The organism is Corynebacterium sp. TAE3-ERU30 (assembly GCF_019209925.1).
In the GTDB taxonomy this organism is placed as follows: Bacteria; Actinomycetota; Actinomycetes; order Mycobacteriales; family Mycobacteriaceae; genus Corynebacterium; species Corynebacterium megadyptis.
The window spans coordinates 576,193-589,695 of record NZ_JAHUTO010000002.1 but is presented as its reverse complement, the minus strand read 5'-3'; the positions used below and the strand labels follow the sequence as shown (position 1 = coordinate 589,695).

Below are 13,503 nucleotides of genomic sequence, written 5' to 3'. Positions count from 1 at the left end.
CCCCTCTCAGCAGGACATGTCCCCCACTGCAGCGCCGCGCACCCTCAGTGATCGGCTAGAGACCGAGCGCTTCGCCTTAAGTTTTTCGGGCCAAGGTTTTGACTGGCTGCGTCCCCTCGCCGAGGCCACCGAAGCCGGGGCTGATGAGTCTCGTTTGCGCGGGATCGTCGCCGATGCCGAGCAGCGCCTCAGCGAACTCAACGAAGAACTCGCCGGCGTGCTCCCCCTCGGATTCACCCCCTTCCGCTGGGCGGGCCTCGATGATGTTCCTGCCGGATCGGATCACGGATATAGCGCCAATGCGGCGGTGTCTGTGCCCGGTATTGTGCTCGCCCAGATCGCCACTCTCGATGCACTGGGTGCCCAGGACGTGCCCTGGCAGCGCGCCGAGCTGTCCATCGGCCACTCTCAGGGACACCTCGGCGTGGAATATGCCCGCACCCCCGAGCGCGCCAGCGAGCTGCTGGTGATCGCTCGGCTCATCGGTGCGGCGATTACCCGCACCGCCCAGCGCAGTGGTGTGATCAGCGAAGGGGAGCGTCGCCCGATGCTCGCCATCGGTGGTGTTGAGCGCTCCATCGTGGAAGAGGAGCTGCACGGCACCGAGGCCGTCGTGGGGCTGCATAACGGCCCCGATGCGCAGGTAATTGTGGGCACCCCCGCCGAGTTGGAGCTGGTGCAGCAGCGTGTGAGCCGCCGCGCCGAGAAGGAGCAGCAGGCGCTGGAGAATAAAGAGCGCGGTGGCTCCGCCCTCCGCCCCACGTTCAGTCCCATTGCTGTGACCGCCGGTTTCCACCACCCCGTCATGGAGGACGCCGTTCAGCTCACTCTCGACTGGGCCCGTCGCCTCGAGGTGGATGAGCAGCTCGCCGAGCGCTGCGCCCGCGCCGTGCTGGTCGATAGCGTGGACTGGCCCCGCGAGCTGCGCCGGGTGCGTGAAGCAGGGGTGTCCTGGCTGCTCGAAATCGGCCCAGGCGAGGGCGTGGCGAAGCTCTCGGCGCCGCAACTCGCCGGCACCGGCATCGCTGTGGTGCGCGCCGGGACCGCCGAGGGGCAGGGCCAGCTCTCTGACCCGCATGCTGCCATTCCGCAGGCTGTGGACTACAGCGACTTCGCCCCGCGCCTCAGCGCCGATGGCCGGCGTGTTGAAACCACCTTCACGCGGCTGACCGGTCGCTCGCCGATCCTCTTGGCCGGCATGACCCCCACCACGGTGGATCCGGAGATTGTTGCTGCCGCCGCGAATGCCGGCTACTGGGCAGAACTCGCCGGCGGTGGCCAGGTCACCCCGGAGATCCTGGATGAGAACCTCACCCGCTTGGGCGAGCTGCTCGAGCCGGGAGTCAACGCCCAGTTCAACTCCATGTTCCTTGACCCCTACCTCTGGGGCATGCACATCGGCGGGAAGAAGCTGGTGCGCAAGGCCCGCGCCCATGGCGCCCCGATTGATGGTGTGGTGATCACCGCCGGTATCCCGGAGCGCGAGGAAGCTGTGCAGCTCATCCACGAGCTGCGGGCCGAGGGCATTCCGTGGGTGGCCTTCAAGCCGGGCGCGGTCAAGCACATCAAGCAGGTCTTGGCCATTGCCCGCGAGGTTCCCGAGGTGCCGGTGATCATGCACGTCGAAGGCGGCGTTGCCGGCGGTCACCACTCCTGGGAGTCCCTCGATGACTTGCTGCTGAATACCTATGAGCAGATCCGCCGCCAGCCCAATACCGTGCTGGTTGTCGGCGGCGGTATTGGTACTCCCGAGCGCGCCGCGGATTACATCACCGGCCGCTGGGCCGAGGCCTATGGTCGCGTCGCGATGCCGGTGGACGGCGTGCTCGTCGGCACCGCTGCCATGGCGGCGCTGGAGGCCTGCACCTCCCCGCAGGTGAAGCAGGCTCTGGTGGATACCGCAGGCCCGAATGATTGGGTTCCCGCCGGGTCCGCCAAGGGGGGAATGGCCTCCGGTCGCTCCCAGCTGGGTGCCGATATTCACGAGATTGATAATTCCTTCGCCCGCGCCGGGCGCCTGCTCGATGAGGTCGCCGGCGATGCCGAGGCCGTGGCCGCCCGCCGCGAGGAGATCATCACCGCCATCAACGCCACCTGCAAGAAGTACTTCGGCGATCTGGAGGAGATGAGCTACCGCACCTGGCTGGAGCGCTATCTCGAACTGTCCGGCCCGGATGGCTCCGGCTGGGTGGATAAGACCTGGCACACCCGCTTCCAGCACATGCTTCAGCGCACCGAGGCGCGCCTGAACCCCGCCGATCATGGCGAGCATCCCTCGCAGCTCTCCCCGCTGGAGCTGGAGGACGACCCGGCCGCCGCCGTGGCTGAGGCCGCCGCGGCCTATGATCTCGACCGCCGTCTCCACCCTGCGGATGTGGAGTGGTTCATCGCCGAGCTGCGCACCCCGGGTAAGCCGGTCAATTTCGTGCCCGTGATCGACGAGAACGTCCGCCGCTGGTGGCGTTCCGATTCCCTGTGGCAGGCCCATGACCCGCGCTATAGCGCCGATGAAGTGTGCATCATCCCCGGCCCGGTGGCCGTGGCCGGCATCACCATCAAGGATGAGCCCATCGCCGAGTTGCTCGGCCGTTTCGACGCTGCCGTGGTCGAGGCCGCCCGCGATCGCGAGGCAGCTACCGAAGACACCCCTTCGCGCTTGTCGACGCTGCTCTCCAGCCCCACCACCTACTGGGCAGGCCGCAATGTCTCCTCCATCCTGCACGCGCTTGCTCCCGCTGCCGAGTGGGAGATTCTCTCGGCGGATTCCGCCCGCGAGCCGCGCACGGGTGCCCGCCTGCAGGTGCTCGACGATACGAGCGCTGAGCTGGTCGTCAGCCTCGCCGGCGAGCGCCGCTGCGAGGGCCTCGAGCTGCGCGTGAAGCTCGAGCTGCCGCAGGTCGATGGTGCCGCCCCGGTGGTCACCCAGCGCGCTGCGGAAGAGGCGATGGATACCCTCACCGAGATTGCCGCCGGTGGCTCCGTGGCCGAGCTGGTGGAGGGTGTTGCCACCCACGAGTTCACGATCGATGCCGATAAGGCCGCCGACTATCACAACCTCACCAGCGCGGCGCTGCGCGAGATCACCGTGGGCGGTAGCGATTCCCTCGCCCCCGATGTGTTGGTGGGAGCCTGCTGGCCGGCGATTTTCGCCGCCGTACGCGGCGCCGAGATCCCGGGCCGCCCCGGTGAGCGCGTGGTCGAGGGCATGCTCTCTTTGGTGCACCTTGAGCACCACCTCACCCTGCGGGACGAGCAGGCCTCCACTGCGGGTCTGATTGGGGTGCCGCTGACCGCCACCGCCCATGCCGATGAGGTCAGTGACACCGATATCGGACGTGTCGTGGTGGTGCGCGTGTCCATCAGCGATGCCGAGGGCCGTGTGCGCGCCACATTGACCGAACGTTTCGCTATTCGTGGCCGCCGTGGCCCTGCGACGGCGCGCACCAATACCTCGGCGCTGCCCTCGATCAGCCCCGTGACCCACTCGGCGCGCACCCGCGCCCAGGTGGTGGCACCGGAATCCATGCTGCCCTTCGCCGCTGTATCGGGAGATCGCAACCCGATCCACGTCTCGAGCACGGCCGCGCATCTGGCAGGGCTGGATGATGTGATCGTGCACGGCATGTGGACCTCCGCCGTTGCGGAGCTGGTCACCGCCGGCGCCTATGCCGACGATGCGGTGCGCACCGAGCCGACCGCGATCACCGAGTTCACCGCCACCATGCTGCGGCCTATTGCCCCCGGTGAGACCGTGGACTTCAAGGTCGAGCGCACCGGTGTGGATAACCGCCCCGGTCGCGGCGAGGTGCGCGAGGTCACCGCCAGCGTCGATGGCGAGACTGTGCTCACCGCAGTAGCCGTGATGGCAGCACCGACCACCTTCTACGCCTTCCCTGGCCAAGGTATCCAGCACGAGGGCATGGGCATGGAGGCCTATGCTTCCTCCCGCGAGGCGAAGCAGGTATGGGATCGCGCCGACGTCCATACCCGCGCTGCGCTGGGCTTCTCCGTGCTGGAGATCGTGCGCACCAACCCCCGCGAGGTCGTGGTGGGCGGAGAACGCTTCTTCCACCCCGACGGCGTGCTCTTCCTCACCCAGTTCACCCAGGTGGCCATGGCCACCCTTGGTGTGGCACAGGTGGCGCAGATGCGCGAAGCAGGAGTGCTCGACGATACTGCGTACTTCGCGGGTCACTCCGTGGGCGAGTACAACGCCCTGGCCGCCTACTCCGGGGCGCTGTCCTTGGAATCTGTGGTGGAAATCGTCTACGCCCGCGGGCTGACGATGCACCGGCTGGTGGAGCGCGATGAGAGAGGCGTGTCCAACTATGGTCTCGCCGCCCTGCGCCCCAATAAGTTCGGTCTGGCAGCAGATCAGGTGGCCGACTTCGTGGCCGAGGTATCGCGCAGCACCGGCGAGTTCCTCGAAATCGCCAATTACAACCTCAAGGGCAAGCAATACGCGGTGGCCGGCACTCGCGCCGGTCTCAAGGCCCTCGCCGCTGCCGCCGAGCAGCGCGCCCCCGGTGCCCGCGGGCTCATCCTCATCCCCGGCATCGACGTGCCCTTCCACTCCTCTGTCCTGCGCGACGGAGTGGATGACTTCCGCGATCACCTCGACAGCCTGCTGCCCGCAGAGATCGACCCCGAGGTGCTGGTGGGACGCTATATCCCGAACTTGGTGGCTCGCCCCTTCGCGATCACCAACGAGTTCGTGGAGTCCATGCGGAAGGTCGTGGATTCCCCGATCCTGGACCGCTTGCTCGAGCGTTTCGACGCCGCGGTGGCGGAGAACACCGCCGCAGTGGCGCGCACCATCCTGATCGAGCTGCTCGCATGGCAGTTCGCCTCCCCGGTGCGCTGGATCGAAACCCAGGACCTCATGCTCGCGGAGCTCGGTGTCGAGCGCTTCGTGGAGATCGGTGTGGCCAACGCGCCCACCTTGGCCAACATCATGGCCCAGACCGCAGCCGTGACCCCCGGTGGGGAAGGGCTGGAGGTGCTTAATATTGAGCGCGATCGCGGCATCGTCTTCGCCGAGGATAGCTTCTCTTTCGCCGCCCCGGAGGAGGAAGAAGCACCCGCCGAGAGCGCCGAGGATATCGAGCCCGCACCCGCAGCCCCGGCCACCCCGCCGGTGGCAGAGCCCGAGCCCGCCCCGGCCCCGGCTCCCGCTGCGGCCGCTGGCGATACCCCGGAGGTGGAGTTCACCCCGGCCGATGCCACCACTGTGCTGCTGAGCTTGTGGACGAAGGTGCAGCCGGGCCAAATCACCGCCACCGACACCATCGAAACCTTGACGGATGGCGTCTCCTCCCGACGCAACCAGCTCTTGCTGGATCTCGGCGTGGAGTTCGGCCTCGGGGCCATCGATGGCGCCGCCGATGCCGAGGTCCCTGATCTGCAGGACACCGTGAGCCGCATGGCCAAGGGCTATCAGGCCTTTGGTCCGGTCCTCGGCGATGCCATCAGCGATGGGCTGCGCAAAGTCACCGGCCCTGCGGGCGCGAAGCCCGCGGCTGTCGCTGAGCGCGTCAGCCAGGTATGGCAGCTCGGCGAGGGCTGGCGTCTCCACGCCGAGGCCCAGATGGTGCTCGGCACTCGTGATGGCGACTCCGTGCGGGGTGGCGCGCTGGCAGAGCTCAGCCCCGCCCAGCCCAGCTCGGCCAGCGAGCTGGATCAGCTCATCGATAATGCTGTGCTCGCTGCGGGAGAGCGCCTGGGAGTGAGCGTCGCAAAGCCCGCGGCGGCAGGAGGGGAGCAGACCGCGGTGGATTCCGCTGCCCTCGGCGCCTTCGCGGAGCAGGTCACCGGTAAGGCCGGTGTGCTCGCCGAAACCGCGCGCATGATTCTCAAGCAGCTCGGCCACGATCACGCCCCGCAAACCGTGGGGCTGGATGATCACAGCGCCGATGAAAAGCTCTTCGAGTTGGTCTCGGCGGAGCTCGGCCAGAACTGGCCGCGCATGGTCTCCCGCAATTTCGATCCGCGGCGCGCGGTGCTTCTCGATGACCGCTGGGCCTCGGCCCGCGAGGACATCACCCGCGCCGGGTTGGGTCTGGTTGATCCCGAGAGCATTGACGTTAGTGGTGCAGGCGAGACCGTGGCCGCGCACGCCCGTCACTTCGGGCTCGACTCCCTCGCCCAGCAGGCCCTCGAGCAGGGCCACGGCAGCTTCGCTGAGGACGTGGCTGTGGTCACCGGTTCCTCGCCGCAGTCCATTGCTGCCGCCGTGGTGGGAGAGCTGCTGGCCGAAGGCGCCACCGTAATCACCACCACCTCGAGGCTGAGCCATGAGCGCTTGGAGTTCTACAAGCGGCTCTACGCGGAGCACGCCCGCTTCGGCGCCACCCTGTGGGTGATCCCCGCCAACCTAGCCTCCTATGCGGACCTCGATGCGGTCGTGGAGTGGATTGGCTCTGAGCAGCGCGTCACCGTGGGCGCATCCTCCGTGGTGACGAAGCCGGCGCTCGTGCCGAGCCTGATCTTCCCCTTCGCCGCCCCGCCGGTGCAGGGCAGCATCGACGAGGCCGGCCCGCAGGCAGAAAACCAGATGCGCTTGCTCCTGTGGTCGGTGGAACGTCTCATCGCCGGGCTCTCCGCCCTGGGCCGCGATACCCACGTGGGCCAGCGCACCCACGTGGTGCTGCCGGGCTCGCCCAACCGCGGAATCTTCGGCGGCGACGGCGCCTATGGAGAGTCCAAGGCCGCCCTCGACGCCCTGGTGAATCGCTGGAGCGTGGAGGAGAACTTCTCCGCCCGCACCACCCTGGCCCACGCCCTGATCGGCTGGGTGCGCGGCACCGGGTTGATGGGCGCGAATGATCCGCTCGTCGAGCTGGTCGAAGCCAAGGGCGTGCGCACCTACTCCACCGACGAGATTGCCCGCGAACTCATCTCCTTGGCCTCGCAGGAGTCGCGCCAGGCTGCCGCCGAAACGCCGCTGCTCGCCGATTTCACCGGCGGGCTCGCCGAGGCGCAGCTCAACCTCGCGGAGCTGGCACGCTCCGCGGCCGACAACCCCGCCGCCGAGCAGCTGCAGGAGGTGGACACCACCCCGCGCTTCCACGCGCTGCCGAATGTGCCGGCACTGCCCGCAGCACCGGCCACGGCCGCCGCCGCCTTCCACGGCTCGGTGAGCGCCTCCCTGGAGAACATGGTGGTCATGGTCTCCGCCGCGGAACTGGGGCCCTATGGCTCCTCGCGCACCCGCTTCGAGGCCGAGCTGAGCGGCGATCTCAGCGCCGCCGGCGTGGTCGAGTTGGCCTGGTCCATGGGACTGATCTCCTATGAGGACGGCGCCTGGCTCACCGCCGAAGGTGAGGAGATCGCCGAGGACGAGATCTTTGACGCCTATCACGACGAGGTGCTCGGCCGAGTCGGCGTGCGCCAGTACCACGATGATTTCTCCATGGTGTCGAACCTCGCCCCACAGCTGAGCAAGATCTACCTCGAAGAGGACCTCACCTTCGCCGTGGCGACCCGCGAGGAGGCCGAGGGCTATGCTGCCGAAGACTCCAACACGGTGGTGCGCTTCCACCCAGAAACCGAGGAATGGCTGGTCACCCGACCCGCTGGCTCCGAGGTGCGGGTGCCCACCCGCGCGGTGATGTCGCGCTTCGTGGGCGGTCAGATCCCCGAGGGCTTCGATCCCACCCGCTGGGGAATCCCCGCCGAGATGGTCAACAACCTCGACCGCGTGGCCGTGTGGAACCTCGTGTGCACCGTGGACGCCTTCCTCTCTGCGGGCTTCACTCCCGCCGAGATCCTGGCGCATGTGCACCCGGCGAAGGTCAGCTCCACCCAGGGCACCGGCATGGGCGGCATGTCCTCCATGCGCTCGCTCTACGTGGACGGCTTGCTCAACGAGGCCCGCGCCAACGACATCCTGCAAGAAGCCCTACCCAATGTGGTGGCGGCGCACGTCATGCAGGCCTATGTGGGCGGCTACGGCCAGATGGTGCACCCGGTGGCGGCCTGCGCCACGGCGGCCGTATCAGTGGAAGAAGGCATGGATAAAATCCGCCTCGGCAAGGCCGATGTGGTGGTCACCGGCGGTATCGATGATCTCTCCGTGGAGGGCATCACCGGCTTCGGCGACATGTCCGCTACCGCTGATTCCCAGGTGATGCGGGATAAGGGCATCGAGGATCGCTACTTCTCCCGCGCGAATGATCGACGCCGCGCCGGGTTCGTCGAATCCGCAGGCGGCGGCACGCTGCTGCTCATGCGCGGCTCGGTGGCCCTGGAGCTGGGCATGCCGGTGCAAGCGGTGGTGGGCTACGCCCAGTCCTTCGCCGATGGCCTGCACACCTCCATCCCCGCGCCGGGACTCGGTGCTTTGGCCGCGGCCCAAGGTGGCACGCATTCGGCGTTGGCCACCCAGCTGGCCGAGCTGGGCGTGCACGCCGATGACATCCGCGTGGTGTCGAAGCACGACACCTCCACCAACGCCAATGACCCCAACGAGTCTGAGCTGCACGAGCGCATCCAGCAGGCCCTTGGCCGCGATGCGGGCAGCCCGCTGTATGTGATCTCGCAGAAGAGTCTCACCGGCCACGCCAAGGGTGGTGCCGCAGCCTTCCAGCTCACCGGCCTCGCCCAGGTGTTGCGCTCTGGTGTGATTCCCGCGAACTTCTCGCTGGACTGCGTGGATCCCGTGCTGGCCGAGCATCCGCACCTGGTGTGGCTGCGCCAGCCGCTCAAGATGCCGGAGCAGGACGTGCTCAAGGCCGGGTTTGTCTCCTCGCTCGGTTTCGGTCACGTCTCGGCGCTGGTGGCTCTGGTCCACCCGGCGGCCTTCTATGAGGCGGTGCGGGCCCAGCGCGGCGAGGACGCGGCAGCAGAGTGGGCCGCACAGGCCGCGGCTCGGGAACAGGCGGGTGCCGAGCGTATCCTCGCCGGCATCTACGGTGCCGCGCCGCTGTATGAGCGCACCTCCGGCCGCAACCTGGGCGGCGATGGCGATGCCGCCCACGAGCGGGAGACCGCCATGCTGCTCGACGCCGACGCCCGGCTCCGCGATGGCCGCTACCGCCTGTCCACCGAGGGCTAAGGCAGTGGACCCAGCCCAGCAGCCGCCAGAGTTCCCGCACCTGCCGGTGCGTGGGTGCGGGATTGATCTGGTGCACGTGCCGGGTTTTGCCGAGCAGCTCGCCCAGCCAGGTACCCGCTTCGCGCGGGTATTCCACGGCAGCGAGCTGCGCCACGCCCAGCAGCGCGGCCTGACTGGCCTGCCCCGGGCCCGGCATCTCGCGGGGCGGTGGGCGGCCAAAGAGGCCTGGATTAAGGCCTGGTCGCAGGCGCTGTTTGGGCAGCCTCCCGTGCTGGCGGAACACGAGGTGGATTTCCGCGAGATCGTGGTGCAGGCCGATCCCTTCGGCCGAGTCCAGCTCCGGCTGCGCGGCCGGCTACGCGCCCTAGCCGCAGAAAGCCTCGGGATCAGCGCAGAGCACCTCGATGCTTCCGTGCAGCTGAGTATCAGCCATGACGGCGACTACGCAGTGGCGGTCTGCGTACTCAGCTAGCCCCGCCCGATAGCCGCCCCACGGCCCCGCCCCACACAGGCGCGGGGAGCGGGGCGGCTAGGCTGGGATTTGTGAGTATCTCGAAAGACTTCGATGACTACCTCGCCGAACATCAGCTCGTTCCTGCGGCGGAGGTCATCCCCGAGCACCCCTGCCAAGATTTTTCCCATAATGAGCACGTGGTGGATGCCCCCACCCCTGGCCGCCGTGCCGCGGCGCCCGCAGCAGAGACCGCCGGGCCCGGAGCAGAATCCTCGCAGTCAGAGGAGCAGGACGCGCTAGACGAGGCGGCCCGCCTCGCCCACGCCATGCTGGGAGAGAACACCCCTAGGTGAGTACAACGCCTAGCCTTGGGCGACGGAGAAGAGATAGGCAATGAGCATGCGCTTGATCTCCTCCACCGTGGTGAGATAGGTCTCCGGTGAGGCGGTGGCATCGCGCACCGCGAAATTAAGCAGCGAGGTGGCGGTGTGCACCAAAATCCCGGCGTGCTTGCGGCGCTCGGGAAGTGGCAGCGTCGGGGCGAGGGGGATGAGTACCTCCGCCAGTAAGTCCAAGAGCTCCGATTCGGTGGCCGCACCCGTGGCGCGGGTGGCTGGGGTGGACTGGATGGCGTGCCACACCGCCCGCCGGGAGGGATCCGCTTTCCACAATTGGGCGAGGTGGTCGATGAAGTTATCCAGAAAATCCGGCCACTGAATTGATGGATCGCGGCTGGGCCATTTCTTCAGCTCGGCCACAATCACCGCGGTGTCTTGGCGATCCAGCTCGCAGATCATCACATACTTATTGGCAAAGAACTGATACAGCGTGCCAATCGGCACCTCGGCCCGCTTGGCCACCTCGTCGAAGGTGAAGGATTCAAACCCGTGATCGACGAGGACGCTGCGCGCAGCCTCCAGCATGCGGGCGAATTTCTCCCGACTGCGTTGCTGGGCCGGGCGGCGGCGCGGAACCAGAATTTCGGGATCGCCATCGCGGGGATCGGAGGCATCGCTGCGCTGCTGCGCTGCGGAGTCAGTGTGCTGCATCAAAGAAGGCTCGGACGCGGCGGAGCGCGTCTCGGCGGAGCCGGTGTGATCGGAGGTTCTAGCCATGGTAGCTACCGAGTCTATCGAAAGAAAACGCCCCTGTGAACACTGTTTATCCTTGTACCGCCCTGCTATCTGGGCGGCTAGAGCACGTCGCGCAGAATCCGATCGACGTGGCCTTTGGCGCGCACATTGTACTGGGCGCTGGCGATGCGTCCCTGCTCGTCTACCAAGAAGGTGGAGCGAATCACGCCTTGGACTACCTTGCCGTAGTTCTTCTTCTCACCGAAGGCGCCCCACTGGGTCATCACCTCTTTATCGGGATCGGAGAGCAGCGTGAAGGTGAGTCCGTGATCGGCGCGGAAGGCCGCGAGCTTATCCGGGCTATCAGGGGAGATGCCCACCACAGCCACGCCGAGATCATTGAGCCGGGCCAGGTTGTCACGAAAATCGCAGGCTTCGGTGGTGCAGCCGGGGGTGTTGGCGCGCGGGTAGAAGTACACCAGAACGCGCTGTCCACGGAAGTCCGCAAGGCTGACTGTCTCGTTGGCGTCGTTGAGCAAAGAGATAGCGGGGGCGGTATCGCCCTCGCTGAGACGAATGGAAGCGGGTTGAGTCATGGCTCTAGGGTAGGCGAGCGTTCGGCATTTCTGCAGTGCGGTGGGCATGCCGACTAGAAACCACAGCGTGGTTTTAGGTAGGCTCATGCAGGTAAACGCCGCGCCCTGCTGGGCGCACAGTACATGGATAAAACTAGCTAGGGGAGTATCGACAACAGTGGCACGCAATATTGAGGACATTCAGCGCGACATCGAGCGCACTCGCAAGAACCTGGCGAACACCCTCGATGAGCTTGCCGAGCGCAGCCAGCCCAAGAACATCGTGAACGACGCGAAGAAGGAAGCCACCAACAAGCTGCAGGACCCGAAGGTGCAGAAGATTCTGGCTGGCGTGGGCGCGGTTGTTGTGGGTGCAGTCGTCGTTGGCGTGCTGCGTTCCCGCAAGCGCAACAAGGATCTCAAGGAGATTCAGAAGCTGCTCGCTTCCCGTTAATCTTTATAGCTTTTCGCTTTTCGACGCCCCGCCGCGCCGATTGTCCCCGAGGGGAGTCGGTGTGGCGCGGGCTTTTTTAAGCCTGGCAACGCTGAATATATGAGACCCCAATGAGTAGCAGTGACCGTCCTGAGCGGCTGACCGTCACCTCCCGCCACTACAACGTGGTGGGCCTGATCGGGGTAGCCCTATTTTTCGCCGCAGCCTATACGCCCTCACTGCTGCCCCGCACCTGGTACTACCAAGGCATTGTTTCTGGGGTGACCGCGAATATCGGCTATTGCGTGGGCGTGGGCTTAAGCCAGCTGGGGTGGATGCTGCTGCGCCGTCTCGGCCCGCGCACCGCGCGCCTACAGCTCTCTGATCGCCAGCGCCGGCTGATCGACTATATCGGCATCCTGGTACTCGCCCTCGTGGCCCTCGGGGTGGTGTGGGCGTCGCTATCGTGGCAGGAGCAGCTCGCCGCCGCGCAGGGGCTGCCCACCCCGCACCTCACCCACTTCTTACCGCTCTCTGCGGCCCTCGGGCTGGCGCTGTGTTTTGGGCTGATCTGGCTGTGGCGGCTGCTGGCGGCGTGGGCGGAGTCCACGGCAGAGGTGCTGGAACATCGCGGACTACCGCCTGGGATCGCGGCCGTGGTGTCGAATATCTTCGTGGTGGTGATCATGGTGGCCAGTGTGGGCATCATCATCCCCAATACGGGTCTGACCATCATCGAGCGCCAAGCGGCCGATCGCAATGCCACCTATCGCGAGGACATCGCCCCACCCACGGTGGCCTATCGCTCGGCTGGCCCCGGCAGCGAGATCTCATGGGAGGGCCTCGGCTATGAGGGCTCGCGTTTCATCGCCGATGGCGCCACCAAGCAGCAGCTAGAAGCAGTGACACAGCGGCCCGCCCGCGAGCCGATCCGCCTCTACGCTGGGGTGGGCAATGGCGCGGATATGCAGGAGCGCGTCGATAAGCTCGTGGCGGAACTCGATCGCACCGGGGCGGCCGACCGGCAGGCATTGCTCATCCTCCCAGTCACCGGCACAGGGTGGGCCAATCCGGTGGCGGCCCAAGCCTTCGAGCTGCTCTTTGCTGGCGATACCGCCATTGCCAGTGCCCAATTCGGCGTGCTGCCCTCTGCGGTGTCCTTCCTCAGCGACTCGGGGGCGGCCGCGGAGGCGGGGCGCGAGTTGATCCACACGGTGGCGCAATGGTGGTCTGACCTGCCCGCCGCGCACCAACCCGAGCTCTATCTCTATGGCGAGTCCCTTGGGACCACGGGCGTGGAGGCGGCACTGGAATCCTTGCGCGCCCTCAATGTCGAACCCGATGGGGTGTTCATGGTGGGCCCGCCGCGCAGCAATGAGCTGCACCGCTGGCTCACCAGCAATCGCGAACCGGGCAGTCCCGAATATCAGCCACGGATGCCGGAATCGAGCGCCGTGCGCTTTGCCGCCACCGGCCGCCACGCGCGGCAGTTGGGAGCAGATCCCCGCTGGGGCGAGCATCGACTGCTCTATCTGCAGCATGCCACCGACCCGGTGGTGTGGTGGGAGCCGAATCTACTGTGGAAGCGCCCCGACTGGCTCGTCGAGCCGCTTGGCCCAGGGCGTGCCCCACAAATGACGTGGTATCCCGTGATCACCTTTTGGCAAGTCAGCGCCGATCTCGGTGGGGCAGCGGACGTGCCGGATGGCTTCGGGCACAACTACGCCACGGAGCTTCTCGACGGCTGGATTGCCGTCACCCGCAGTGCGCGTGTCAGCGATGCGGATGCTGAGACGCTGCGCGCGGAACTGGATGTGCTGCTGCAGCGCCAAGGGCCGGAAAAGGGGCATATCAGCGAGCTCGGGGATAGCTAGGGGCCAAGGGGCATTGCTCTGCGAACAGCGAGGACTAGG

The 13,503-nt window shown here is 66.9% G+C and carries 7 protein-coding genes; 5 read left to right on the top strand and 2 right to left on the bottom strand.

The annotated features are described in order from the left end of the window. The first annotated feature begins 16 nt into the window (after positions 1-16). The 3 genes from KR227_RS05590 (at position 17) to KR227_RS05580 (ending at position 9,862) form a co-directional block, all read left to right on the top strand. Positions 17-9,055 carry a type I polyketide synthase gene (locus KR227_RS05590; RefSeq protein WP_255549160.1) on the top strand — a complete coding sequence of 3,013 codons (9,039 nt, stop codon included), beginning with the start codon at positions 17-19 and terminating at the stop codon, positions 9,053-9,055. Between the two features lie 46 nt (positions 9,056-9,101). Then, on the top strand, positions 9,102-9,527 hold the full coding sequence (locus tag KR227_RS05585; RefSeq protein ID WP_218364389.1) for a holo-ACP synthase: 426 nt from the start codon (positions 9,102-9,104) through the stop codon (positions 9,525-9,527). A 71-nt stretch (positions 9,528-9,598) separates the two neighbouring features. Further along, entirely contained in the window at positions 9,599-9,862 is a 264-nt protein-coding gene (locus tag KR227_RS05580) for a hypothetical protein (RefSeq protein WP_218364211.1), read from the top strand. Between the two features lie 9 nt (positions 9,863-9,871). On the opposite strand, the gene KR227_RS05575 is transcribed toward KR227_RS05580, so the two are convergent. Beyond that, entirely contained in the window at positions 9,872-10,432 is a 561-nt protein-coding gene (locus tag KR227_RS05575) for a TetR/AcrR family transcriptional regulator (protein ID WP_225976626.1), read from the bottom strand. Between the two features lie 269 nt (positions 10,433-10,701). Continuing rightward, positions 10,702-11,178 (bottom strand): thioredoxin-dependent thiol peroxidase, encoded by a 477-nt coding sequence (bcp, locus tag KR227_RS05570; RefSeq protein ID WP_218364210.1) that lies wholly within the window; start codon positions 11,176-11,178, stop codon positions 10,702-10,704. A 157-nt stretch (positions 11,179-11,335) separates the two neighbouring features. Here bcp and KR227_RS05565 point away from each other — a divergent pair, with 157 nt between their 5' ends. Beyond that, positions 11,336-11,611: a DUF3618 domain-containing protein gene (locus tag KR227_RS05565; protein WP_151529758.1), complete on the top strand. Its 276-nt coding sequence runs from the start codon at positions 11,336-11,338 to the stop codon at positions 11,609-11,611. Positions 11,612-11,721: 110 nt separating this feature from the next. Continuing rightward, on the top strand, positions 11,722-13,464 hold the full coding sequence (locus KR227_RS05560) for an alpha/beta-hydrolase family protein (RefSeq protein ID WP_218364209.1): 1,743 nt from the start codon (positions 11,722-11,724) through the stop codon (positions 13,462-13,464). Positions 13,465-13,503: the final 39 nt, after the last annotated feature.